Consider the following 23649-nt stretch of genomic DNA (forward strand, 5'->3'; position numbering starts at 1 on the left):
AAAGACTAATCGATAACTTGGAAAATTAACGTGCACTGCTTTGGGTCCTGACCAAACGGACAACTTGCCAAACACCCGGCCTGAGTGAGTTGGCAACTAACCGAGGGCTGCAAAGTTGGTTGAATAAAACTGAGTGGTATCAGTTGTTTACATGGATTTCGCACACTGTGCAGTAGCGAGTTCGGCCTTAGTTGGCATCTTTATTGAGTGCCGCCGCAGATCGCTGGCCAGGAGGGCGGAAGTCGTCAGTTCTCCGGCCATCGTCCGGCGCGCTGTTCCTGAGTGCGCCGGCCTGATGAGCAAAATAATCAGAACAACAGTGGAGCGGCCATGCAACAGATCAGATCCCAGGTGACCGAGCGCGAAGGCTTGTACGAGCTGGACGCCGGCAGCGACGTACTCGACAGCCCCCGTTACAACCACGACATCGCACCGACCAAGGTCCAGGAGCGCACCTGGAACAAATGGCACATCACCGCACTGTGGATCGGCATGTCGATCTGCGTGCCCACCTACACCCTGGGCGGGGTGCTCACCGCCTACTTCGGCCTCAGCGTCGGCGAGGCGCTGCTGGCGATCCTGCTGGCCAACATCGTGGTGCTGATTCCCCTGACCCTCAACGCCTTTGCCGGCACCAAGTACGGCATTCCCTTCCCGGTGCTGCTGCGCTCGTCGTTCGGCATCATCGGCTCCAACGTGCCGTGCCTGATCCGCGCCCTGGTGGCCTGCGGCTGGTTCGGCATCCAGACGATGTTCGGCGGGTTGGCGATCCACCTGTTCCTGGGCTCGATCTTCGAGGGCTGGAAGGCCCTGGGCGGCACCGGCGAGGTGATCGGCTTCATGATCTTCTGGACCCTCAACCTGTGGGTGGTGCTGCGCGGCGCCGAGTCGATCAAGTGGCTGGAAACATTGTCTGCGCCGCTGCTGGTGGCGGTGGGCATCGGCCTGCTGGTGTGGGCCTTGCCCAGCGTGTCGCTGACTGAGTTGCTGGCAATCGCGCCCAAGCGTCCCGAGGGCGCCAGCGTCACGGGTTATTTCATGGCCGGGCTCACGGCGATGGTCGGCTTCTGGGCCACCTTGTCGCTGAACATTCCCGACTTCAGCCGCTACGCGAAGAGCCAGAAGGACCAGATCCTCGGGCAGATCTTCGGCCTGCCGCTGACCATGTTCCTGTTCGCCGCCCTGGGGGTGGTGATGACCGCCGCCTCGGTGAAGCTGGTGGGCGTCACCGTATCCGATCCGGTGAGCCTGATCGGCCACATCCAGAGCCCGGGCTGGGTAGCCCTGGCCATGGCGCTGATCATCATCGCCACCTTGTCCACCAACACCGCAGCCAACATCGTCTCGCCCACCAACGACTTCCAGAACCTGGCGCCCAAGCTGATCGGCCGCACCACCGCGGTGATCCTCACCGGCCTGGTGGGGCTGGCGCTGATGGGCCACGAGTTGTTGAAAAAGCTCGGCCTGCTGATTTCCGACGTCAGCCTGGAGACGGTGTATTCCAACTGGCTGCTGGGCTACTCCAGCCTGCTGGGGCCGATCGCCGGGATCATGGTGGTGGACTATTTCCTGATCAAGAAACAGCGCCTGGACCTGGCCGGCCTGTACCGCGACGACGTCTACCCGGCGTGGAACTGGCACGGTTTCATCGCCTTCGGCGTACCGGTGGCCCTGACCCTGATGTCCCTGGGCAGCAGCGCCTTCAACTGGTTCTACAGCTACGGCTGGTTTACCGGTTCGGCCCTGGGCGGGTTGATCTACTACGGCCTGTGCACCTGGCGCAGCCCCCAGGTGACGACCGCCAAGACCCCAACATGAACATCCAGCCAGCGCTCACGTGCTCACCACATACGCGCGGTTTTTTGTAGGCGCTGGCTTGCCAGCGAAGGCGTCGGCACGGGCGACGCACATCTTGCGCGGCCTTTCGCCGGCAAGCGCAACACCGCCCGGCCTGCTCCTACCGATTGTTGCTTGGCCGTTATCCCGGGTGATTGCGTCATGCATCCCCCGACAAAATCAGAAGAAATGCCTGAGGAGATCACCATGAACGCTGCCGTCGAGGTTCTGCAATCCAGCCATCAGCACATCAACCGCGACCGCCTGTGGCAGTCGCTCATGCAACTGGCCCAGCTCGGCGCCACGGTCAAGGGAGGGGTCTGCCGTCTGGCCCTGACCGACCTCGACCGCCAGGCCCGCGACCTGTTCGTGAAGTGGTGCGAGGAGGCCGGTTGCACGGTCACGGTGGACGGCATCGGCAACATCTTCGCCCGCCGCCCCGGGCGCAATCCGCAGCTGCCACCGGTGATGACCGGCAGCCATATCGACACCCAGCCCACCGGCGGCAAGTTCGATGGCTGCTTTGGCGTGCTGGCCGGGGTGGAAGTGCTGCGCACCCTCAATGACCTCAAGCTGGAGACCGAGGCGCCCCTGGAAGTGGTGGTGTGGACCAACGAAGAAGGCTCGCGTTTCCCGCCGTGCATGATGGGCTCCGGGGTGTTCGCCGAGAAATTCACCCTAGAGGACACCCTGGCCAAGACCGACGCCGAGGGCATCAGCGTCGGCGAGGCGCTGAACGCCATCGGCTACGCCGGCACGCGCCCGGTCAGCGGGCACCCGGTGGGCGCCTATTTCGAGGCGCACATCGAGCAAGGCCCGATCCTGGAAGACGAGCACAAGACCATCGGTGTGGTGCTGGGCGCCCTCGGCCAGAAGTGGTTCGACCTCAAGCTGCGGGGTGTCGAAGCCCACGCCGGCCCGACCCCCATGCACCTGCGCAAGGACGCCCTGGTGGGCGCTGCCGCGGTGGTGGCCGCGGTCAACCGTGCCGCCCTGGGGCACCAGCCCCATGCCTGCGGCACCGTCGGCTGCCTGCAAGCCTACCCGGGCTCGCGCAACGTGATTCCGGGGGAGGTGCGCATGACCCTGGACTTCCGCCACCTGGAGCCGGAGCGCCTGGATTCGATGATTGCCGAGGTGCGCCAGGTGATTGACAACACCTGCGAAGAGCACGGCCTGAGCTTCGAACTGACCCCCACCGCGGACTTCCCGCCGCTGTACTTCGACCCCGTCTGTGTCGACGCCGTGCGCGGAGCCGCGCAGGGCTTGGGGTTGTCCCACATGGACATCGTCAGCGGCGCCGGGCACGACGCGATCTTCGTCGCCGAGCTGGGCCCGGCGGGGATGATCTTTGTGCCCTGCGAAGGCGGCATCAGCCACAACGAAATCGAAAACGCCGACCCCGACGACCTGGCCGCGGGTTGCGCCGTGCTGCTGCGGGCCATGCTCGCCGCCTCCCAATCCATCGCCCAGCGCCAACCTTAGGAGTCGGCCTGCCGGCGAAGGGGCCCGCCAGAGGTGGGCCGCCGACGCCTTCGCCGGCAAGGGGCATCGTCAGGTGCTTGGCTGGCGTACACTGGCGAACTTTTCGCACGGGATGTCGACTATGCACAGGATGGCGCTTTGTCTGGCCCTGGCTCTGAGCCTGGGGGGCTGTATCGATTACAAATGGGGCCACGACTGGAAGGCCGACAGCCTCGGCGGTTGGCAGGACGCCAGCAAGGGAAGCTATGACCAGGGCACCTCGTTCAAGCTGGCCTGCGGCCCCGAGCCGCTGTATGTGAAGCTGACCTCCGCGCCGTCCCACCACCTGATGTCGCTGCTGTTCATCCCCCTGGTCCCGGCGGCCACCGGCGATGACAACCATCTGAGCATCAACGCCCGCCACCCCAGCCTCTCGGCCTGTTCGGCGGCGCAGAACCCCCTGGTGATCAAACTGGACAACCGGGTGATCAGCCATATCGGCTACGCGGCAGGCGACCAGGCGGGCAGTTGCGAGCTGCGGCTGGACGAGCGCGAGTTGCAGGGCGAGCGGGTGTCGATCGAGGTCAATCAGGCCGTGCTGCCTTGCGCCGTGGCACCGCTGACCTTGAAGAAAAACGGCTTCTTCTGCCTGCGCAAAACCGAGTTCGGCGGTTCCAAGCCTTGTGACCGTTAGGGGTGGTCGGTCGCACGAACCTAAGCTAATTCCTAAAAAGTATTTATTTTCGATTTATTAGATCGATTAGCTTTTAGCGACTGTCCTGTCTCCGAGAAGGTTCGCCCCCATGCGCCTGCCCTTTGCTTTGCGTCGTAGCTTGTCGATTACCGCCCTGGCCGGTCTGGCGCTGGGCATGGCCCTCAATGCCCAGGCCGATACCGACCTGCGCATCGGCTACCAGAAATCCTCGACCCTGCTGGCGCTGCTCAAGGCCCAGGGCACCCTGGAAAAACAACTGGCGGGGCAGGGCGTCAACATCACCTGGCACGAGTTCACCAGTGGCCTGCCGCTGGCGGAGTCGCTGAACGTGGGCAACGTCGACATCAGCGCCGATGTCGCCGACACGGTGCCGGTCTTCGCCCAGGCCGCCGGGGCCCAGCTGACCTATTTCGCCACCGAAACCCCATCCCCCGCGGCCCAGTCCATCGTCATCCCCAAGGATTCGCCGCTCAAATCCCTGGCCGACCTCAAGGGCAAGCGCATTGCCGTGACCAAGGCCGCCGGCAGCCATTACCTGCTGATCGCCGCCTTGCGCGAAGCGGGCTTGAGCTTCGCCGATATCCAGCCGGTGTACCTGACCCCGGCCGATGGCCGCGCGGCCCTGGAAACCGCCAAGGTCGATGCCTGGGTCACCTGGGAGCCCTTCGTCGCCAGCGCCCAGCGCCAGCAGGGCGCGCGGGTGCTGCACGACGGCCAGGGGCTGGCCAGTTACCGCCGCTATTACCTGGCCTCCAATGACTACGCCAAGGCCCATCCCGAGGTGCTGAACCAGGTGTTCGCCGAGTTGCAGAAGACCGGCGCCTGGGTCAAGGCACACCCGAGCGAGGCGGCCAAACTGCTGGGCCCGCTGTGGGGCAACCTGGACGTGCCGACGGTAGAGCTGGCCAACAGCCGCCGCACCTACCAGGTGGAAGCGGTCAAGCCCGATGCCTTGGGCGAGCAGCAGAAAATCGCCGATGCCTTCTACCAGGAAAAGCTCTTGCCCAAGCCGGTGGATGCCCGGGCCGTGCAGTTGTGGAGCCCCAAGAAGTTGTGATCGCTGGTTAGATTGCCTTCGCTGGCAAGCCAGCTCCTACATGCACCACGCGATGCCGTTGTAGGAGCCGGCTTGCCGGCGAACAGGTCCCCCCTTTTTTCTTGTTCACCGCCGGTTACGCCATCCCGCGCCCGGCGTCAGGAGTTCCCGTGTCTGCCGTTCACCCCCAAGAGGCTTTCGCCGTCTCAGCCTCAGCCGCCACGCCACCGAGCCCCGCCGACGTGGTGCTGGAGTTGCGCAACCTGACCAAGCACTACACCCGTCGCCGTGGCCAGAGCGCGCCGCCAGCGGTGCAGCAGGTCAGCCTGCAGGTGCGCCGTGGCGAAGTGCTGTGCCTGATGGGCACCTCCGGCAGCGGCAAGTCCACCTTGCTGCGGCATATCAACCGGCTGATCGAGCCCAGCAGTGGCGAGGTGCTGATCGACGGTTCGGCCATCAGCCAACTCTCGGCCCAGGAACTGCGCACCCTGCGTTCGCGGCGCATCGGCATGGTGTTCCAGCACTTCGGCCTGCTGCCCCATCGCAGCGTGCGCGACAACGTCGCCTTGCCCCTGGAACTGCGCGGTGAGCCTGAGGCCCTGCGTCACGCCGCAGCGGATGTGCAACTGCAGGCCATGGGCCTGGACGGCTGGGGCGAGCACTATCCCCATGAACTGTCCGGCGGCATGCAGCAGCGGGTCGGGCTGGCCCGGGCGCTGGTCAGCGAGCCGGACATCCTGCTGATGGACGAACCCTTCAGCGCCCTGGACCCGACCATTCGCCGGGATCTGCAAAGCCACTTTCTGCGGGTGGTACGCGAGCGCGGCATCACCACCTTGCTGGTGACCCACGACCCGGCCGAAGCCCTGCGCCTGGCGGACCGCATTGCCGTATTGCGCCACGGCCAGCTGATTCAACTGGGCACCCCCGCCGAACTGCTGGAGCAGCCGGCGGATGCCGAAGTGGCGGACTTCTTCCAGGAGCACGGTGCCCGCAGCGCTGCGCCTGCGGTGGCGGCGATTGCCCCGCACCCGCGCGCGACGACCCCGGCTCCGGCCCCGGTCAGCCCCGGGCTGTCCCTGGCCCAGGCCCTGCTGCTGGGGCCCGCGGCCCTGGCCGCCAGCGGTCGCGGTAGCCTGTACTGGCTGGGCTTTGCCCTGGAGCTGGGCGCCGCCGCAGCCTTGGGGCAGGGGCTGGCCACGGCCGGTTTCGCCTGGGGCGCCTTGGCGCTCATCGGCTTGCTGTCCAGCCGCCTGTTGAGTGTGACCCTGGCCCGCCGTCCCAGCCGCTTGGGCCGCTCCGGCTGGCGCCTGCCGTGGCTGGTGTTGCTGCTGTCCCAGGCCCTGGTGCTGTGGCGGGTACTGGCCGCCGATGCCTCTGGCCCCTGGCTGCAGTTTCCCGCCGACCGCCAAGTGCTGCTGGGCACTGCGGCGGCCATCGACCAGTTGATCGGCTGGTCCCAGGTCACCTTTGAAAGCAGCTTTGTCGGCGTGATAGTCGCCGTGCGCACGGTGATCGAAAGCATCGAAAGCCTGCTGGGCTGGCTGCCCTGGCCGGTGCCGGCCCTGGCCCTGGTGCTGCTGGCCTGGCGTAGCGCCGGCGCCGCCCTGGCCCTGACCAGCGCCGCGGCCTTGCTCTACATCGGCCTGTTCGGCTTCTGGGAACGGACCATCGCCACCCTGGCCCTGGTGGGTTCCTCGGTGCTGATCTCGCTGTTGATCGGCGTGCCGGCCGGCATCCTCCTGGCCAAGCGCGCCCTGGCCCGGCGCCTGATCACTCCCTTGCTGGACGTGATGCAGACCCTGCCGACCTTCGTGTACCTGATCCCGGCGGTGGCGTTCTTCTCGGTGGGCAAGACCCCGGCGGTGATCGCCACGGTGATCTTCGCCCTGGCGCCGATGATCCGCCTTACCGCCCTGGGGATTCAGGAAGTGCCCAAGACCGCCGTCGAAGCCGCCCTGGCCCACGGCGCCACGCCGTGGCAGATCCTGACCAAGGTCGAGCTGCCCCTGGCCGCGGGTTCCTTGCTGCTGGGGATCAACCAGACCCTGGTGATGAGCCTGTCGATGGTGGTGGTGGCGGCGCTGATCGGCGCCGGTGGCCTGGGCTACGACGTGATGACCGCGCTGCGCAACATCAAGGGCGGCGAGGGCATGTTGGCCGGCGCCGCGATCGTGTTCTGCGCGCTGATTCCCGATCGAATCATTCAAGCGACCCTGCGCCAGCGGGATCGCACATTGCATCAATCATGAGGTGTCCCTTGAACAAGTCGTTTACCCGTACCCTTGGCGCCGCCGCGCTGTTGTTGGGTCTGTCCCTGCCGGTGCTGGCCAAGGACAAGATCGTCATTGGCGAACAGAACTGGACCGGCGCCATCGCCATCCAGAACATCCTCGGCGAAGTGATCAAGAGCCGCCTCGACGGCGACGTTTCCTACCTCGCCGGTGACGTGCCGGTGCTGTTTGCTGCTGCCGCCAAGGGCGACGGCTCGGTGGACGTGCTGACCGACATCTGGCTGCCCAACCAGTCCGCCGCCTGGGCCAAGTACGTCACCGGCGGCACCCGCTCCCTGGTGCCCAACAAGCAGCCGTACCTGGGGGTGCAAGGCTTCTACATCCCCGGCTACCTGCAAGATAAATACGGCGTGAAGTCGGTCTACGACCTGCAAAAGCCCGAAGTGGCGAAACTCTTCGAACCCCTGGGCGGCGGCAAGGCCCAACTGCTGGTGGGCCCGGCGGGCTGGGAATCGACCTACATCGGCCAGATCAAGGCCAAGGATTTTGGCTTTGCCGATAAATTCGAATCGGTGTCCACCGAAGCCTCGGTGACCTACGCCAAGCTCGCCGCCGCCTACAAGGCCCAGCGCGGCGTGGTGTTCTACGCCTACACCCCGGACTGGATCTTCTCCGCCTTCGACCTGCGCCGCCTGGATGAACCGGCGTTCGACGGCTACGCCCAGGACAACAAGAAGGGCGACCCGCTGTACAAGGCCGACGGCTGCTGGAAATTCATCAGCCCCACGGTGGACGCCGACTGGCTGAGCAAGAGCAAGATCACCTGCGCCTACCCGGATGCCCGGGTGTATGTCCTGGCGTCCAGCGCTTTGCAAAAACGCGCACCACGGATCGCCGCGTTCCTGGAGAACTTCAGCATCGAACCCCAGGCCTTGAATGACCTGATCCTCAAGATCGAAAAGGAACAGCAGCCGGCGGCGCAGGCGGCCAAGGAATGGGTCGCCGCGCACCCGCAGATCGTTGATGGCTGGCTGGGTGCCAGCGGTGAAAAAGTGGGAGTGGCGCAATGAGTGGGGCGCCGGTGAACAGCCTCGAACAGGCGACCTTCGGCGCCGGCTGCTTCTGGGGCGCGGAAGCCGCGTTCCGGGCGCTGCCTGGAGTAGTGGACAGCCGCGTCGGCTACGCCGTGGAAGCGGCGGACGAAGCCTTGCAGATAGAAGTGGTGCAGGTGGATTTCGACCCGCAGGTGCTGACCTATACCAGCCTGATCGAACACTTCTGGGGCCTGCACGATCCCACCTCGGTGGATCGCCAGGGCGAACATGGCGGGGTGAAATATCGCTCGGCGATCTTCCACACCAACGCTGTGCAGGCCGAACAGGCGAGGGCGGCCAAGACCGCCCTGCAAGACTCCGGACGCTTCAACAAACCCGTGGCCACGGTGATCGTGCCCCTGGGCCGCTTCGAACTGGCGGATGAAGCGCACCAGCGTTACCTGGAGAAGAATGGCTTGAGCAGTTGCCATATCTAGAAGCTGCAAGCCGCAAGCTTGGAGTCTTAGTTGCTGCCTGCTCTTCGTGGCGAGGGAGCTTGCTCCCGCTGGGCTGCGCAGCGGCCCCAAACCCTGATGACGCGGTGCACCAGGATGTATGGGGTTGAGGCCCAATCGGGAGCAAGCTCCCTCGCCACAGGTCCGCGAATAGGGTTGCTACGCGACCCGCCACTGAATCACTTCCAACACCGCGCAGCCTTCTCGTGTCAGCAGGTGCACGCCACGGGTGATACGGGTCAGGTCGCAATCGCTGATGTCTTTCAGCCCCAGGGTGGAGAGGCTGTCCATCAGGTCGCGGGCCACGGTGAAACGGTGAGCGGCGCTGCTGGCCAGGTCGCTCAAGGGGGCTTGGGTGTCGAGGTAGAACACCGGGTGTTCGCTGTCGTGGGTGTCGATGGGGGTGAAGCGAGGGAGGTGATGGTCAGTCATCGGTGTAGCTCCTATAAATTGAGCTACCACCTTTCGCGGCCAAGCGAATGAGGGTGGCAGCTGTACGCGGGTTGGCCGACCGGCTATAGGAAACCGGCACACCCGAAGGTGTCCCACGCACAGCCGCCATGAGACAAAATCACAGGCACAAAAAAAGCGCCTGCAATGATGTTTTGGACGCTGATGCGTTCCTATATTCGACCGGCCAAGGTCGCTCGCGGATTTTGCCGCGAGGGCGAACTATAGGGGGGATGCCAGAGCGGTGCAACCGGGCATTGAAGGTGATGTTTGAGTGGTTGTATCGACTGTCTGGTGGCCGGATCTGAAGGGGACATATCCGTTGCTGCGGGTGCGGCCACTTAGGGTTTCGCCCTTACGGCGAGTCCCTTTTTTTCAAACGCCAAAAAAAGGAACCAAAAAACGCTTGCCCCTCCATGGGCCCCTCGCTGGGGCTCGGGGTTCCCTCTCTCCGGCATTGCTCCGGGGGCCCGCCGCCAACCGGCCATCCATGGCCGGGTGGCGGCTAGCTCGGCATCCATGCCGAGCTGCCCCCTACGCAACGCCTGCGCTCGGCCGGCTGGGAAGGGGCCTGAAGATCAAGATCAAGATCAAGATCAAGATCAAGATCAAAAGCCAAAGCCAAAGCCAAGGTGCGCAGGCTGGTTCCTTGTAGCCGCTGCCGAAGGCTGCGAACGAGCGCTCGCGCTCGCAAAACCAGGCGACGCGATAGGTCAGGAATATCGGGGAGGCAGGTTTAGCGTCTCCTGCGGAGCCGGTCGCAGCCTGCGGCAGCGGCTACATGTAATGCGAACGGCAATGAAACAGGCCGGCCGGCAGGCCGCCGTCAGATTTTGATCTTGCTTTTGATTTTGATCTGAGCGCCCCGTTAACCACGATGGCCGAACGCAGGCATTGAGCCGTGGGTAACCCGGCAGGGATGCCGGGTTAGCCGCCACCCGGCCATGGATGGCCGGTGGCGGCGGCCCACGGATCAATGCCGGAGTTCGGGCATGCCAAGCCTAGGCGAGGCACCGAGTGGAGGGGCAGGAGCCTTTGGTTACTTTGGGTTGGCCGGCATTCCGGGTTTCAAAGTGACTCGCTGTAAGAGCGAAACCGCCAGTGGCCGTGACCGCAGCAACGGATATGTATCCAGAACTCGCGGTAAGGGCGAGTGAAATTGGCAAAGCCGGAATGCCGGTCCAGCTCAAAATAACCAAAGGGTTCCTGCTCCGGTTTCCGGCGCCTCGCTCCGGGCTCCTGAAGTGGGAGTGAGAGCAAGTGCAAAACCCTCAAACGCCCTGCAAGACCCTCAACGCGGCCTGAGCCAAAAAGCCCGATCGGCTTTTCTGTTCCGGATGATGTTTCACATATTCATCAATTCGATTCAGCAAATAGCCCGGCAGCGTGATGTTGAGTTTTTCCGCCTTGCCCATGTAGCGAGTGATGTCGATATCAATCACGGCCCAAGTGCAGCCTTGATACTGGGGATTGGCGGCGTGGAGGGTCACTGTGCGTGCTGTGGGAATGGCTGCTCCTTCTTCGGCCAGTAATTCCAGGTGGCCTTCAATGGCTTCGCGGGCCATGGCCATCGCGTCGTCGAGGTCGTCGCCGGCGGAGAAGCAGCCTGGAATATCGGGTACTTCCACACCCCATGCGTGTTGGTCGTCACCGGGAAGAATGGCAATGGGATAGAGCATGGACTGATCCTCCTTCGGACCTGGGAGCCTTGAGCCTGGGTGGTTAGAGCCGGGCTTGTTTCAATATGCTGCTTACCGTTTTGACCAGTAGATCTTTTTTGGGATGGGGAATGGTGACCAGGCCTGGCTTGGTTGGGTGTTTGAAGTGGTGGTGACTGCCCTTGACCCTGACCAGATACCAACCATCTGCTTCGATCTGGGCGATGAGTTGCCGGATGTTCACATCACTTTCAACTCCCTGTCGTGGTGGTGGGTATGATAACTACTTTTTTCCGCTCAACACGATCAGCAACGGTTGGCGACTCATCGGGCGAGGCGGCAAACCTCAAGCTTTTAGCTTGCCGCTTGCCGCTACAAACTTGCCGCTGACTCTCCTCCGCCTAACGCCACCACCAACCCCACACTGGCCTGCAATTCCCGGGTCTGCAGCGCCTGCAACCCCCGTTGTGCCTGCAAGGCTGCAGTCTGCGCCGTCACCACATCCAGGTAACTCACCGCCCCGGCCTGATAGCTGTTCATGGCCAAGGTCTGGGTATGCAGCGCCGCATTCACCGCTGCCTGTTGGTCCAGCGCTTCCTGGTGCAAGTCCCGCAGTTGCCCGAGGTTGTCCTCCACCTCGCGCACCGCTCGCAGCACTTGCCCACGGTAATGGGCGGCGGCTTCTTCGAACTCGGCATGGGCCTGGCGTTCATTGGCGCTCAGCCGCCCGCCATCAAAGATCGGCAGGTTCATCAGGGGGCCCAGGGCCCAATAGCGATTGCCCGCCGCCAGCAGGTTGCCCACGCCCTGGGTCTGCCCGCCGAGCATGCCGGTCAGGCTGAAATCCGGGTACCAGGCGGCGCGGGCGATGCCGATGCCGGCATTGGCGGCGTACACCCGGCGTTCGGCGGCGGCAATGTCGGGTCGGCGTTGCAGCAGGGTGCTGGGCAGTTGCTGGGGAATACTCGGCAGGCTCAGCAGCTGCGAAGAGGGCGCCAGGCTGAAGCGGCTGGCCGGTTCCCCCACCAGTTCGCCAATCGCATGTTCGGTGAGGTTGCGCTGGGCGCGCACTTCGTCCAGTTCCGCCTCGGCACTGGCCAGTTGGCTCTGGGCCCGGGTCAGGTCCAGTTCCGAGGCGATCTGCCCCTGATAGCGGTCGCGGGTCAGTTGCAGGGCCTGGGCGTAATCCTCCAGGGAACGGCTCAGGATCCGGCTCTGGGCATCCAGGCCGTTGAGTTGCACATACAGGCTCGCCAGCTGTTTTTGCAGGCTCAGGCGCGCCGCCGCCAGGTCGTCGCCGGAGGCCTGGGCCTGGGCATCACCAGCCACCGCTTGATTGCGGATTCGGCCCCAGAGGTCGAGGTCGAAGCTCAGGGCAAAACCGGCGCTGTTGCTGTTGTAGATCGACGGTTGCGTGCTGCCGCGCAGGGGGCGGCTGTCCGACTGGCGCTGGCGCAATGGCTGGGCGCTGGCGCTGATCTGCGGGAACAGCCCGGCATGCAGTTGGCTGGCGTAGGCCTGGGCGCCGTCGTAGTGGGCCAGGGCCGCCGCCAGATCCGGGTTGGCTCGGAGCAGGCGTTGTTGCAGGTCATCCAGCTGCGGGTCCTGGTACAGCCGCCACCAGCGCTCGGCGAGGCTCTGGGGCGCGGCGGCCGGGTGCCAGGGGCCGTCGCTGCTCTGTTCGCGGTAGTGCGCCGGCAGATCGATGGCCGGCACCTGGTAATGGGGCGCCAGGGAGCAGCCGTGCAGGGCCAGCACCAGCAGGGCGGCGAGGGGCTTAAGCCTTGGGCGCATGCTCACCTCCGGCGTCGGCCAGTTGCACCAGGTCACCTTCGCGCAGGGCGTCCGGCGGGTTGTCGATGACGTGATCCGTGGCTTGCAGGCCCTGGTCGATCACCAGTCGCTCGCCCAGGTCCAGGCCAATATGGATGCTGCGCAGGTGCACGCGCTTGGCACTGTCGATCACCGCCACTTGGGTGCCCTGGGCACGGAAGATCAGCGCGCTGGCGGGGATGCTCACGCCGTGGGTGTCGGCAGGAATCGCCAGCGTGGCTTCGGCATAGTCGCCGGGCAGCAATGCGCCGTCAGGGTTGGCGGCGACGAACTGCGCCAGCAGGGTGCCGGAGCGCGGGTCGATGGCGGTGGAGTCGCCCAGCAGTTGTGCGCTGAAGTGCTGGCCCGGGTGCTCGGGCACGGTCAGTTGCGCTTGCAGGCCGGGGCGGATCACGCTGGCGTAGTTCTGCGGAATCGGCACGTAGAGCCGCAGCTTGTGGGTGTCCGCCAGGTCGAACAGCTCCGGGTCGCTGTCGTTGTCGGCCTTGATCAACTGGCCGATGTCGGTGTGGCGGGCGGTGATGGTGCCGGCGAAGGGCGCGCGAATGGTCTTGTAGTCTTCCAGCGCCGTGAGCCGTGCGTAGTCGGCGGCGGCTGCCTCGGCATTGGCCTTGGCCGCGGCGGCGTTGGAGCTTTTTTCATCGGCCTCCTGGCGCGACACCGAGTGGCTGGCCAAAAGGTGCTGCCAGCGCTCGGCGGTGGTCTGCGCCAGCCTTGCATTGGCCTGCTGCTGGATCATCCGCGCCCGGGCCTGGGCCACTTGCTGGTCCAGGTCGGGGCTGTCGATATGGGCCAGTACCTGCCCGGCGGCCACCTTGGCACCGATGTCCTGGCTCCAGTCCTTGAGGTAGCCGCTGACCCGGGCGTGGATCGGCGCCTTGCTCCAGGCTTCCAGGTGCGCCGGCAGGCGCAAGGTGTCGCCCAGCAGGTTGTGCTGCGGCTGGAACACCAGCACGTGCGGCACGGCGGCGGTTTCGGTCCAGGCGACCACGGCCCGTTCATGCCGGGTGCGCGCCGCCAGGCCGCTGGCGACCAGCAGCGCGGCCAGGCTCAGGCCGCCGATGCCCAGGAGCATCAGGCGTTTGCGCGAAGGGGTGTGATCAGGCGACATGGGTGTTTTCTCCAACGACAGCGGATTGGGGGTGACGGCCGTGGACCAGGCTGAAGACCACGGGGACAAAGATCAGGGTGGCGACGGTGGCGAGCAGCAGCCCGCCGATCACCGCGCGGCCCAGGGGCGCGTTCTGTTCCTCGGACAGGGCCAGGGGCAGCATGCCGATGATCATCGCCAGGGCGGTCATGCACACCGGGCGAAAGCGCGTGTAGCCGGCTTCCAGGGCGGCCTTGAGGGCGTCGCCGTGTGCCGCCAGGCGCTCGCGGCAGAAGCTCACCACCAGGATCGAGTTGGCGGTAGCCACCCCCATGCACAGGATGGCCCCGGTCAGCGCCGGCACCGACAGTGAGGTGCCGCTCAGGAACAGCATCCAGACGATCCCGGCCAGGGCCGCCGGCAGGGCGGTGATGATCACGAACGGATCGACCCAGGACTGGAAGTTGACCACGATCAGCAGGTAGATCAGCACCACCGCCCCCAGCAGGCCCAGGCTCAGGCCGCTGAAGGCTTCGTGCAGGGCGTCGATCTGCCCGTGCAGGCTGACCGTGGCGCCCTTGGGCCGCAGGGCCGCGGCGTCGTCCAGGACCTTTTGCATGTCGTGGGCCACGGCGCCGAGGTCGCGTCCCTGCACGTTGGCGTAGAGGTCCAGGGTCGGCTGGATGTTGTAGTGGCTGACCACCGCCGGGCTCTCGACCCGGGAGATGTCCGCCAGGCCGCCGAGGATCTGCGACTGGCCGTTGCTGCCGGTGACCGGCAGCGCCTCCAGGGCCGGCAGGCTGTCCAGGCGGTACTGCGGGGTGGCGGCGACGATGGAGTAGGACACGCCGTTCTTCGGGTTGAGCCAGAAGGTCGGCGCCACCTGGGAGCTGCCGGCGAGCGAGGCCACCATGCTGTTGGTCACGTCGCGCTCGGTGATGCCCAGGCCGTTGGCCCGCAGGCGGTCGACCTTGACCTGCAAGGACGGGTAGCCGGTGGACTGCTGGATGCGCAGGTCGGCGATGCCCGGTACATGTTGCAGGCGCCGTTGCAGTTCCAGGGCGAAGGCGCGGTTGGCTTCGGCGTTGGGCCCGGAGATTTTCACGTCCAGCGGGGCCGGGGCGCCGAAGTTGAGGATCTGGCTGCTGATGTCCGCCGGCAGGAAGGCGAACTGACTGCCGGGGAAGCTTTCCGGCAGTGCTTCGCGCAGCTGTTTCACGTAGTCGGCGCTGGGTGCGTGGCCGGGCTTGAGGGTGACCTGGATATCACCGTCCTGGGGGCCGATGGTGCCGCTGTTGCTGTAGGCCATGTCGATGCCGCTCAGGGGGATGCCGATGTTGTCGATGATGCTGTCCAGTTGCTCGGCCGGGATCACTTCGCGAATCCGCGCTTCGATGCGGTCGAAGGCCGCCGCGCTTTCCTCGATCCGCGTGCCCAGGGGCAGGCGCACGTGCAGGGCCAGGGCGCCGGCGTCGGTGGCGGGGAAGAAGTCCTGGCCCAGGCTCGGCAGCAGGGCGAAGGAGGCCAGCACGCAGGCCAGGAAACCGAGGATGAAGGTCTTGCGCCGGCCCAGGGCCAGGTGCAGCAGGCCGTGGTAGGTGTCGCGCACGTTGGAGAAGCGCGCCTCGAAACCCTGCTGCAAGGCCAGCAGCCCGCGCACCAGGGCGCTGCGCGGCTTGGCGTGCTGTTCGCCTTCGTGGTGGTTGATGAAGGCGTCTTCCGGGTGATGCCCGGGCCCGGCTTCCGGCGCGTGGGGCTTGAGCAGGTACAGGGCCAGTGTGGGCACCAGGGTCCGCGAAAGGATGAACGAGCTGGCCATGGCGAAGATCACCGCCAGGGCCATGGGCCGGAACAGGTAACCGGCGATGCCCTGCAGCAGGAACATCGGCACGAAGACGATGCAGATGCACAGCAGCGAGACGAAGGCCGGGCCGACGATCTGCTTGGCGCCGTCGAGGATCGCCTGCTTCACCGCCTTGCCCTGTTCCAGGTGCCAGTTGATGTTCTCGATGGTCACCGTGGCGTCGTCCACCAGGATCCCCACCGCCAGGGCCAGGCCGCCCAGGGTCATGACGTTGAGGGTCTGGCCGCTGAGCGCCAGCAGGGCAATCGCGGAAAGCACCGCCAGGGGAATCGAGGCGGCGATGATCAATGTCGAGCGCCAGCTACCGAGGAACAGCAGGATCATCGCGCTGGTCAGCAGGGCGGCGATGATGCCTTCCCGGGCCACGCTGCCCACCGATTGCTTGACGAACACCGAGGCGTCCCCGAGCAGCGAAGTCTTCAGCGCCGGCGGCAGGGTTTCGTTGATCCGCGGCAGCATCTGGCGGATGCCGTCGACGATCGACAGGGTGGAGATGTTGCCGTTCTTCAGCGCTGGCATCAGCACCGCGCGGCGTCCGTCGACCCGCACGATATTGGTCTGCGGCGGCGAGCCGTCGCGCACGTGGGCCACCTGTCCGATGGTGATCAGCGCACCGTCCACGGTCTTGATCGGCAGGTCGTTGAGCTCGTCGATGGCGGTCGGGCTGTTGTTCAGCAGCACCGTGTATTCATCGCCGCCGAGCTTGGCGGTGCCCACCGGGATGATCTGGTTCTGCGCCGCCAGGGCATTGCCTACGTCCTGGGCCGACAGGCCCTTGGCGGCCAGGGCTTGCGGGTCCAGGTCGAGGGTGATCTGGCGCTGCTTGCCGCCCATGGGCGTGGGCATGGCCAGCCCCGGCAGCGAGCTCAGGGGCAGGCGGATGTTGTTCTGCACCAGGTCGCGGATCTTCGCCTCCGACAGGGTCGGGCTGGAAAACGCCAGCTGCAGGATCGGCACCGTCGAGGCGCTGTAGTTGAGGATCAGCGGCGGGGTGATGCCCGGCGGCATCTGCTTGAGCACGGTTTGTGACACCGCTGTCACCTGGGCGTTGGCGGTGCGGATATCGACCCCGGGCTGGAAGAAGATCTTGACGATGCCCATGCCCGGCAGCGACTGCGATTCGATGTGCTCGATGTCGTTGACCGTGGTGCTCAGGGAGCGCTCGTAGGTGTAGATCACCCGGCCGGCCATGGCGTCCGGCGACAGGCCGTTGTACTGCCAGACCACCGCCACCACCGGGATGCCGATATCCGGAAACACGTCGGTGGGGGTACGCAGGGCCGCCAGGGGCCCGATGATGCAGATGAATATCGCCAGCACGATGAACGTGTAGGGCTTGAGCAGTGCGGTCTTGACCAGCCCGAGCATGCCGAAAACCTCCGAGGGAGTGGGATTGCAAACCTCGGCAGCCTGCAGCGACCCACCTAACACGCGGCTTTCAGCCAGGTGAAGGAAGTTTTAGGTAAGGCCTGAAATTCCTTTCACTGGGATTCATTTGTACTCGCACCGACACCTCGACACCCTTGATGGGCATCGACGCAGCCGATTGTCCTGGACTGGCGTCGCACTCATTTCTGTCATTGGCGAGGTACGTTTTCATGAAACTCAAACCGCTGTTGCTGATTCCCGCCCTGGGGCTTGCCTGCTTGCTCAGCGCCTGCGCCGGGCCGATGCCCCAGCCCGACCCCAGCCAGGCCTGGATTGGCCTGCAGGAAGAGGCGCCCAACGACCTGATGGCCGAACGGGTGGATGGGCAGAAGGTCGACGACGGGCGTTATTTTGAGGTCAAGCCCGGCGCCCATCGCCTGGACGTGACCCTGTTTGAAGAGAGCGTTGGCGACTCCAATCAGCAAGACTGCAATGGCCATATCAGCTACAGCGGCTTCAAGGCCGGTGAGCATTACAAACTGGTGGAGTCGAGCCTGGGGACCGAGGTGTCGGTTCGCTTGTATGACGCCAAGGGCAAGCAGGTGGCCAGCACCCATGGCTTTGCCTGCATGCCAGGCTGACGGGGCTGTTTGCGTCACTGAAACAAGGACGTTTCGCTCAAGCTAAAGAGACGGGGCCGACTATAGCGGCACGGAGAGCCGGGTGATGATGGAGGCCTTTATCCAGGCAACCGGGCGTTCGTCATGAAGCAAGAGGTGCAAGCGGCCGTCACCTCCACCGAGGTGGCATTCAATGAAGTGGCACGAATGATCACCGCCGCACGGCAGCGGGCGGTGCGGGCGGTGAACACTGAACTGGTGGAACTGTACTGGCAGGTCGGGGCCTATATCAGCCGCAAGCTCGAGGCGGCGGAATGGGGCGATGGCGTGGTCCAGCAATTGGCCGATTACCTGGCGCGGCAGCAGCCGGGGCTGCGGGGGTTTACCCGGCGTAACCTGTTCCGCATGCGTCAGTTCTATGAGGTCTATCGAGGGGAGGAGAAAGTGTCAGCAGTGCTGACACAATTACCCTGGACCCAGAACCTGATCATTCTTGCGCAAGGTAAATGCGCGCAAGAGCGCGAGTTTTACCTGCGCATGGCCATTCAGGAGCAGTGGTCGACCCGCGAGTTGGAACGGCAGATCAAGTCCGCGCTGTTCGAACGCACGCTGACCCGCCCGGCAAGCGCCACGGCCACCTTGAAACAGGCCCGTCCCGAGGCCCTGAAGGTCTTCAAGGATGCCTACATGGTGGAGTTTCTCGGCCTGGCCCAGGGGCATGATGAAGCCGATCTGCACCAGGGGCTGGTGCGCCAGCTCAAGGATTTTCTGATCGAGATGGGGCGCGACTTCTGCTTTGTCGCTTCTGGCTATCCCCTGCAGGTCGGCGGGCGCGATTTTGCCCTGGATCTGCTGCTGTTCCATCGTGGGTTGAATTGCCTGGTGGCCGTTGAACTCAAGGTCGGGCGCTTCGAACCGGAGTACCTGGGCAAGCTGGACTTCTACCTGGAGGCCCTGGACCGCCAGGTGCGCAAACCCCATGAGAACCCGGCGCTGGGCGTGTTGCTCTGTGCCAGCAAGCATGACGAGGTGGTGGAATATGCCCTCAACCGTTCACTGTCGCCGGCGTTGATCGCCGAGTACCGGACCCAACTGCCGGACAAGAAGCTGCTGCAGGCCAAGCTGCAGGAGTTTTATGCCCTGGACACGCAGGCGCGGTGAGTCGAACGGCCATTGTGTCCGGGGTTCTGCACCGCCTTGCTGAGTCTTATGCGTACCCTGGCGCCGACCTCCGGTTCATTCCGGCTCACTGCCGAACCAGTCGGCCAGGCGTGCGCTGGCTTGTTCCCGGACCTCGGCGTTGATATGCGCAGCCACAGCCACCACTGAACCGGCCAGCAGCCCGAGGTCATCGGTGTATCCGGCCCCGGGGAGCAGGTCGGGGACCATGTCCAGCGGCAGTATGAAGTAACCCAGCGCGGCGTAGATGGTGGTCTTGGCCCAGATCGGGGTTTGTGGTCGTTGCGCGGCGTAGTAGAGCCACAGGGCTTTTTGGATCAAGGTCCGGCCGATGCGCGAGGCGTAGCGGCCGATCTTGCGCCAGAGACAGAGTTCAAGGGATTGGGTGGTGGACATGGCGTACTCCTGGGAGATACAGGTCCAGGCCATCGTCGCCGCCCGCGCCCCTGACCGGCAGAGGCCAATATTTCCCTGGCCGTTTCCCAGGCAGGAGCAGGCTCGCCGACGAAGAGGCCGGTGACGGCGTCATCAATCCTCTGTCAGGTCAGCGGTGCCAGCGAGAGCCTGCGCTGGCAAGGCCGTTCCTGTGCAGGGGGGGATGCGTGGGTGTGCGCTTCAGCCGCGTTGGCGGGCCTCCAGGCGCTGGAACAGCAACATGCCCAGGAGCATCGCCAGGACGAACACCCAGGCTTGCCAGTGCCCGCCCGGCAACAGCACCAGGGCCGGCCCCGGGCAGATCCCGACGATGCCCCAGCCGACGCCGAACAGCAGGCTGCCGCCGATCAGGCGTCGATCGACACTGCGCTTGGCGGGAATCTGCATGGGGGCCCCGAGCAGCGAGCGCGAGTGGCCCATGGCCCAATGGAAGGGCCACCAGGCCGCCGCGATGGCGCCGAGCATCACCAGCGCCAGGGACGGGTCCCAGGTGCCGGCCAGATCGAGAAAGCCCAGGACCTTGGCCGGGTTGGCCATACCCGCCAGCAACAGGCCGATGCCGAACAGCAGGCCGGCGACAAAAGCGCTGAGTTTTCTCATGGCAGCAGCCCCAGTCCGTGGCGCAGCACCCAGACCGTGGCGAAGCCGGTGCCCATGAAGCACAGGGTGGCGATGATCGAGCGTGGCGACAGCCGGGAAATGCCGCAGACCCCGTGGCCGCTGGTGCAACCGGCGCCATAGCGGGTACCGATGCCCACCAGCAGGCCGGCGCTGATCAGGCCGAGTAGCCCGCCCTGGAACTCGGCGACGGGCAGGGTGTGAAACAGGCCCCAGAGCAGCGGCGCCAGCAGCAGCCCGAGGATGAACAGGGCTTTCTCGCCCCAGCCGTCGCTGCCCGGTTGCAGCAGGCTGCCGAGCAGGCCGCTGATTCCGGCGATGCGCCCGTTGGCGACGATCAACAGCCCGGCCGCCAGGCCGATCAACGCGCCCCCGGCCAGGGCCGAGCCTGGGGTGAAATGTGCGGCGTCAAAGAGCATATCGATTTCCTCTGCATGGCCCTTGCTGGTGCAGGGGCCGGTCATGGCTCAGGCATTTCCGCCGCGCAACCGCAGCGTCGGTGCGCACGCCTGCGCTGGCAAGCCAGTGCCCATGGGGGATCTGTACCCACTGTTGCAGGAGCCGGCTTGCCGGCGAAAGGGCCTCAATGGGACAGCCAACCCAGGGCCCCGCCCGCCAGCAGCAGCGCTGCCAGCATGCCGGTGATGGCAAACAGTTGTTGCAGGCGCGGGCCGGCCAGGTGGCTGGCCACTTGTCGTCCCAGTACCAGCCCCACCACCGCGCCCAGGGCAAAGGGCGCACCCACGGCCCAGTGCATCACGCCGCTGAGGCTGGCGGTCACCACGCTGCCCAGGGACACCAGGGCAATCACCGCCAAAGAGGTGGCGACGATGCTCTTGCTGTCCAGGTTGGTGTAGCGGCTCAGGGCCGGGATGATCACGAAGCCGCCGCCGACACCGAGCAACCCCGACAGCAGGCCCGAGAGCATGCCGGTGAAGGTCAGTGCCCGGGCGCAGGGCAGGGTCCAGCGCAAACGGCCCTGGGCCGGGTTGAGCACGCAGGGCAGGAACGCCGGACGCGCCGCCGCCCGGCCCTGTTTCAATTCCAGGCTGGCCTTGCGCAGGATGCGTCCGCAGGCGTACAGCAGCACCAGGGAAAACAGCAGGGCCAGGGGCAGGTTGGGCAGGCGGTGGGCCAGCCACAGCCCCAGCGGCGCCATGAGAATACCGATGCTGGCGACAAACCCCGCCGCACGGTAGCGCACGATGCCCTGGCGCAGGCCCAGCACCGCGCCAACGCTGGCGGCCAAGCCCACCGCCAGCAGGCCGATAGGGGCGGCCTCGACCATGCTCAAACCCAGGCCGAACACCAGCAGTGGCACCGCGAGGATGCCGCCGCCGGCTCCGGTCAGCGCCAGGATCGCGCCAATGACCGCCCCCAGCCCAGCGCCCAAAAGACTGTGTTCACTCATGTCTTCGGGGTGTCCGTGGCCAGGGTCGGTTGTGCCAGCCATTCATGGCCCTTGAGCATGCCGCGCCAGTACAGCGGCGGCAGGATTCGTTCCTTCAGCCACCAGGCGCGACGGGTCGGTTGGCGGCCGTCCAGCAGCCAGCGCGGGAAGCTCGGCGCCAGCTTGCCGCCGTAAGTGAATTCGGCGAGGACGATCTTGCCCCGTTCCACGGTCAGTGGGCAGGAGCCGTAGCCGTCGTACTCGGCCAGCCGGGTCAGGCGCTTGAGGGCCACCAGTACGTTGTTGGCCACCACCGGCGCCTGCTTGCGTGCCGCCGCGGCGGTCTTGGCATTGCTGGTGTTGGTGGCATCGCCCAGGCCGTGGACATTGATGAAGCGCTTGTGGCGCAGGCTATGGGGATCGACATCGACCCAGCCAGCGGCGTCGGCCAGGGGGCTTTGGCGGATAAAGTCCGGGGCGCATTGTGGCGGCACCACGTGCAGCAGGTCGAAGGCGCGCTCCAGGGTCTCCTGGCGGCCGTCGGCCAGGGTGCGCACGAAGGTTGCGCGCTGGGCCGGGCCGTTCACCGCCACCAGGTTGTGGCCGAAATCCAGTTCGATGCCGTACTTCTTCACGTATTCCATCAGCGCCGGCACATAGTCCGCCACGCCGAACAGCACGCCGCCGGCATTCAGGAAGCGCGGTTTGATCGACCCCAGGCGGCCGTTGCGCCGCCAGTGGTCGCAGGACAGGTACAGGGCTTTCTGCGGCGCCCCGGCGCACTTGATCGGCATTGGCGGCTGGCTGAACAGCGCCTCGCCCTGTTGCAGCTGCTGCACCTGTTGCCAGGTGTAGGGCGCCAGGTCGTAGCGGTAGTTGGAGGTCACGCCGTGGTTGCCCAGGGCCTGGGGCAGGCCGTCGATGGCCGCCCAGTCGAGCTTGAGCCCGGGGCACACCACCAGTTGGTCGTAGCCCAGCACGCGGCCGTCGTCCAGCACCAGGGCATTGTTGTCGGGTTCGAACAGGCTGACGGCGTGCTGCAGCCACTTGACGCCCTTGGGCATCAGCGCGGCCATGTTGCGTTCGGTGGACTGGGCGCTGAACACCCCGGCGCCCACCAGGGTCCAACCGGGTTGGTAGTAGTGGCTGCTGGCCGGGTCGATGATCGCCACATCCAGATGTGGATCGCGGGACATGAGGCTGGCGGCGACGGCAATGCCTGCGGCACCGCCACCGACGATCAGCACCTGATGGCTGCCGTCGACGGCGCGCAGGGCCGGGTTGAAGGGACGCATGGCAAGTTCTCCGTGTGGAGTCGGTATCGTTATAGGGTGTTCAGGGGAATCTTCAGGTAGCTCACGCCGTTGTCTTCGGGCTCGGGGAAGTGTCCGCTGCGCATGTTGACCTGCACCGAAGGCAGGATCAGCACCGGCATGTCCAGGGTTGCGTCGCGGGCTTCACGCATCTTCACGAAGCTGTCTTCGTCGACGCCCTGATGGATGTGAATGTTGTTGGCGCGTTGCTCGGCAACGGTGGTCATGTACTGCAGTTCGCGGCCGTTGGGCAGGTAGTCGTGGCACATGAACAGCCGGGTTTGCGGGGGCAGGGCGAGGATCTTGCCGATGGAGCGGTACAGGGTCCGCGCATCGGCCCCGGGGAAGTCGCAGCGGGCGGTGCCGTAGTCGGGCATGAACAGGGTGTCGCCGACAAAGGCCACGCACTCATCGCCCACTTGCACCAGGTAGGTCATGCAGGCCGGGGTATGCCCCGGGGTATGCAGGGCCCGGGCGCTGAGGCCGCCGATGGCGAACTCGGCGCCGTCTTCGAGCAGCACGTCGAACTGGCTGCCATCCCGGGCAAAGGCCGGGGCTTCGTTGAACAGCGCACCGAAGACTTTCTGCACCCGGGTGATCTGATTGCCGATGGCCACTTGGGCCCCCAGCTGGTCCTTGAGGTAGGCGGCAGCGGACAGGTGGTCGGCGTGCACGTGGGTTTCCAGAATCCAGTCGACCCGGGCCTCCAGCTCGCGCACCCGGGCGATCAGGCGGTCGGCGGACTCGGTGCGGGTGCGGCCGGATTTCGGGTCATAGTCCAGCACGCTGTCGATCAGCGCGCAGCGGCGGCTGGCCTGGTCCATCACCAGGTAGCTGATGGTCCAGGTGTGAGGGTCGAAAAAGGCTTCTACACGCAGCGTGTCGCTGATGATCATGGGGCACTCCAGGCAATGAAGGTGAGGGCAGTCTGCGCTGTCGCTCGTCCCTTGGACTGTCAATAAACGTGCCAACCTCAAACACCCGGATTGGCCACCTG

Annotated in this window: 21 protein-coding genes; 9 read left to right on the forward strand and 12 right to left on the reverse strand. The window is 65.5% G+C overall.

Going from position 1 to position 23649, the window contains the following annotated elements; genetic code table 11:
• Positions 1-330: 330 nt before the first annotated feature.
• From ACMGF8_RS18245 to msrA, 7 genes are all read left to right on the forward strand, one after another.
• The gene (locus tag ACMGF8_RS18245) at positions 331-1818 is read left to right on the forward strand and encodes an NCS1 family nucleobase:cation symporter-1 (RefSeq protein ID WP_416756919.1); all 1488 of its coding nucleotides are present in this window, start codon (positions 331-333) and stop codon (positions 1816-1818) included.
• Between the two features lie 225 nt (positions 1819-2043).
• Positions 2044-3321: a Zn-dependent hydrolase gene (locus tag ACMGF8_RS18250; protein WP_416756920.1), complete on the forward strand. Its 1278-nt coding sequence runs from the start codon at positions 2044-2046 to the stop codon at positions 3319-3321.
• A gap of 121 nt (positions 3322-3442) precedes the next feature.
• On the forward strand, positions 3443-3994 hold the full coding sequence (locus ACMGF8_RS18255; RefSeq protein WP_231979030.1) for a hypothetical protein: 552 nt from the start codon (positions 3443-3445) through the stop codon (positions 3992-3994).
• Positions 3995-4103: 109 nt separating this feature from the next.
• Positions 4104-5072: an aliphatic sulfonate ABC transporter substrate-binding protein gene (locus ACMGF8_RS18260; RefSeq protein WP_060838862.1), complete on the forward strand. Its 969-nt coding sequence runs from the start codon at positions 4104-4106 to the stop codon at positions 5070-5072.
• Between the two features lie 149 nt (positions 5073-5221).
• Positions 5222-7303, forward strand: a complete 2082-nt coding sequence (locus ACMGF8_RS18265; RefSeq protein ID WP_416756921.1) for an ATP-binding cassette domain-containing protein — start codon at positions 5222-5224, stop codon at positions 7301-7303.
• A complete protein-coding gene (locus tag ACMGF8_RS18270; RefSeq protein WP_041117702.1) occupies positions 7300-8355 on the forward strand; it encodes a glycine betaine ABC transporter substrate-binding protein in 1056 nt (351 codons plus the stop codon). The genes ACMGF8_RS18265 and ACMGF8_RS18270 overlap by 4 nt, the downstream gene beginning before the upstream one ends.
• Entirely contained in the window at positions 8352-8816 is a 465-nt protein-coding gene (msrA, locus tag ACMGF8_RS18275) for a peptide-methionine (S)-S-oxide reductase MsrA (RefSeq protein ID WP_416756922.1), read from the forward strand. The genes ACMGF8_RS18270 and msrA overlap by 4 nt, the downstream gene beginning before the upstream one ends.
• Before the next feature lie 177 nt (positions 8817-8993).
• On the opposite strand, the gene ACMGF8_RS18280 is transcribed toward msrA, so the two are convergent.
• The 6 genes from ACMGF8_RS18280 to ACMGF8_RS18305 form a co-directional block, all read right to left on the reverse strand.
• Positions 8994-9266 carry a hypothetical protein gene (locus ACMGF8_RS18280; protein ID WP_416756923.1) on the reverse strand — a complete coding sequence of 91 codons (273 nt, stop codon included), beginning with the start codon at positions 9264-9266 and terminating at the stop codon, positions 8994-8996.
• 1289 nt (positions 9267-10555) lie between these two features.
• Positions 10556-10963 carry a type II toxin-antitoxin system HicB family antitoxin gene (locus tag ACMGF8_RS18285; protein ID WP_102864418.1) on the reverse strand — a complete coding sequence of 136 codons (408 nt, stop codon included), beginning with the start codon at positions 10961-10963 and terminating at the stop codon, positions 10556-10558.
• Positions 10964-11006: 43 nt separating this feature from the next.
• Positions 11007-11186 carry a type II toxin-antitoxin system HicA family toxin gene (locus ACMGF8_RS18290; protein ID WP_102864419.1) on the reverse strand — a complete coding sequence of 60 codons (180 nt, stop codon included), beginning with the start codon at positions 11184-11186 and terminating at the stop codon, positions 11007-11009.
• A 128-nt stretch (positions 11187-11314) separates the two neighbouring features.
• Positions 11315-12736, reverse strand: a complete 1422-nt coding sequence (locus ACMGF8_RS18295; RefSeq protein ID WP_102864420.1) for an efflux transporter outer membrane subunit — start codon at positions 12734-12736, stop codon at positions 11315-11317.
• Complete coding sequence (locus ACMGF8_RS18300) at positions 12720-13886, reverse strand: efflux RND transporter periplasmic adaptor subunit (RefSeq protein WP_416756924.1); 1167 nt, start codon at positions 13884-13886, stop codon at positions 12720-12722. The genes ACMGF8_RS18295 and ACMGF8_RS18300 overlap by 17 nt, the downstream gene beginning before the upstream one ends.
• Positions 13876-17097: an efflux RND transporter permease subunit gene (locus tag ACMGF8_RS18305; protein WP_102864422.1), complete on the reverse strand. Its 3222-nt coding sequence runs from the start codon at positions 17095-17097 to the stop codon at positions 13876-13878. Before ACMGF8_RS18305 ends, ACMGF8_RS18300 begins: the two co-directional genes overlap by 11 nt.
• A 230-nt stretch (positions 17098-17327) precedes the next feature.
• Between ACMGF8_RS18305 and ACMGF8_RS18310 the strand changes: the two genes are divergently transcribed.
• Both ACMGF8_RS18310 and ACMGF8_RS18315 read left to right on the forward strand, forming a co-directional pair.
• Positions 17328-17738 carry a hypothetical protein gene (locus tag ACMGF8_RS18310; protein ID WP_416756925.1) on the forward strand — a complete coding sequence of 137 codons (411 nt, stop codon included), beginning with the start codon at positions 17328-17330 and terminating at the stop codon, positions 17736-17738.
• A gap of 123 nt (positions 17739-17861) precedes the next feature.
• Complete coding sequence (locus tag ACMGF8_RS18315; protein WP_416756926.1) at positions 17862-18878, forward strand: PDDEXK nuclease domain-containing protein; 1017 nt, start codon at positions 17862-17864, stop codon at positions 18876-18878.
• 75 nt (positions 18879-18953) lie between these two features.
• Here the strand turns inward: ACMGF8_RS18315 and ACMGF8_RS18320 are convergent, their stop codons facing one another.
• From ACMGF8_RS18320 to ACMGF8_RS18345, 6 genes are all read right to left on the reverse strand, one after another.
• Entirely contained in the window at positions 18954-19292 is a 339-nt protein-coding gene (locus ACMGF8_RS18320; protein WP_102864425.1) for a YkvA family protein, read from the reverse strand.
• 219 nt (positions 19293-19511) lie between these two features.
• Positions 19512-19931 (reverse strand): DUF6691 family protein, encoded by a 420-nt coding sequence (locus ACMGF8_RS18325; protein ID WP_102864426.1) that lies wholly within the window; start codon positions 19929-19931, stop codon positions 19512-19514.
• Positions 19928-20368 (reverse strand): YeeE/YedE family protein, encoded by a 441-nt coding sequence (locus ACMGF8_RS18330; RefSeq protein WP_102864592.1) that lies wholly within the window; start codon positions 20366-20368, stop codon positions 19928-19930. Before ACMGF8_RS18330 ends, ACMGF8_RS18325 begins: the two co-directional genes overlap by 4 nt.
• Before the next feature lie 164 nt (positions 20369-20532).
• Positions 20533-21360, reverse strand: a complete 828-nt coding sequence (locus ACMGF8_RS18335) for a sulfite exporter TauE/SafE family protein (protein WP_102864427.1) — start codon at positions 21358-21360, stop codon at positions 20533-20535.
• Positions 21357-22634 (reverse strand): NAD(P)/FAD-dependent oxidoreductase, encoded by a 1278-nt coding sequence (locus ACMGF8_RS18340; protein WP_102864428.1) that lies wholly within the window; start codon positions 22632-22634, stop codon positions 21357-21359. The genes ACMGF8_RS18335 and ACMGF8_RS18340 overlap by 4 nt, the downstream gene beginning before the upstream one ends.
• A gap of 29 nt (positions 22635-22663) precedes the next feature.
• On the reverse strand, positions 22664-23548 hold the full coding sequence (locus ACMGF8_RS18345; protein ID WP_207815213.1) for an MBL fold metallo-hydrolase: 885 nt from the start codon (positions 23546-23548) through the stop codon (positions 22664-22666).
• Between the last annotated feature and the right edge of the window lie 101 nt (positions 23549-23649).

The organism is Pseudomonas sp. BNK-7, assembly GCF_048072025.1.
In the GTDB taxonomy this organism is placed as follows: Bacteria; Pseudomonadota; Gammaproteobacteria; order Pseudomonadales; family Pseudomonadaceae; genus Aquipseudomonas; species Aquipseudomonas danubii.

Coding starts and splice junctions, on each gene's coding strand:
- ACMGF8_RS18245 (WP_416756919.1), top strand. CDS start 331: ATGCAACAGATCAGATCCCAGGTGACCGAGCGCGAAGGCTTGTACGAG.
- ACMGF8_RS18250 (WP_416756920.1), top strand. CDS start 2,044: ATGAACGCTGCCGTCGAGGTTCTGCAATCCAGCCATCAGCACATCAAC.
- ACMGF8_RS18255 (WP_231979030.1), top strand. CDS start 3,443: ATGCACAGGATGGCGCTTTGTCTGGCCCTGGCTCTGAGCCTGGGGGGC.
- ACMGF8_RS18260 (WP_060838862.1), top strand. CDS start 4,104: ATGCGCCTGCCCTTTGCTTTGCGTCGTAGCTTGTCGATTACCGCCCTG.
- ACMGF8_RS18270 (WP_041117702.1), top strand. CDS start 7,300: ATGAGGTGTCCCTTGAACAAGTCGTTTACCCGTACCCTTGGCGCCGCC.
- msrA (WP_416756922.1), top strand. CDS start 8,352: ATGAGTGGGGCGCCGGTGAACAGCCTCGAACAGGCGACCTTCGGCGCC.
- ACMGF8_RS18280 (WP_416756923.1), bottom strand. CDS start 9,266: ATGACTGACCATCACCTCCCTCGCTTCACCCCCATCGACACCCACGAC.
- ACMGF8_RS18285 (WP_102864418.1), bottom strand. CDS start 10,963: ATGCTCTATCCCATTGCCATTCTTCCCGGTGACGACCAACACGCATGG.
- ACMGF8_RS18295 (WP_102864420.1), bottom strand. CDS start 12,736: ATGCGCCCAAGGCTTAAGCCCCTCGCCGCCCTGCTGGTGCTGGCCCTG.
- ACMGF8_RS18300 (WP_416756924.1), bottom strand. CDS start 13,886: ATGTCGCCTGATCACACCCCTTCGCGCAAACGCCTGATGCTCCTGGGC.
- ACMGF8_RS18305 (WP_102864422.1), bottom strand. CDS start 17,097: ATGCTCGGGCTGGTCAAGACCGCACTGCTCAAGCCCTACACGTTCATC.
- ACMGF8_RS18310 (WP_416756925.1), top strand. CDS start 17,328: ATGAAACTCAAACCGCTGTTGCTGATTCCCGCCCTGGGGCTTGCCTGC.
- ACMGF8_RS18315 (WP_416756926.1), top strand. CDS start 17,862: ATGAAGCAAGAGGTGCAAGCGGCCGTCACCTCCACCGAGGTGGCATTC.
- ACMGF8_RS18320 (WP_102864425.1), bottom strand. CDS start 19,292: ATGTCCACCACCCAATCCCTTGAACTCTGTCTCTGGCGCAAGATCGGC.
- ACMGF8_RS18325 (WP_102864426.1), bottom strand. CDS start 19,931: ATGAGAAAACTCAGCGCTTTTGTCGCCGGCCTGCTGTTCGGCATCGGC.
- ACMGF8_RS18330 (WP_102864592.1), bottom strand. CDS start 20,368: ATGCTCTTTGACGCCGCACATTTCACCCCAGGCTCGGCCCTGGCCGGG.
- ACMGF8_RS18335 (WP_102864427.1), bottom strand. CDS start 21,360: ATGAGTGAACACAGTCTTTTGGGCGCTGGGCTGGGGGCGGTCATTGGC.
- ACMGF8_RS18340 (WP_102864428.1), bottom strand. CDS start 22,634: ATGCGTCCCTTCAACCCGGCCCTGCGCGCCGTCGACGGCAGCCATCAG.
- ACMGF8_RS18345 (WP_207815213.1), bottom strand. CDS start 23,548: ATGATCATCAGCGACACGCTGCGTGTAGAAGCCTTTTTCGACCCTCAC.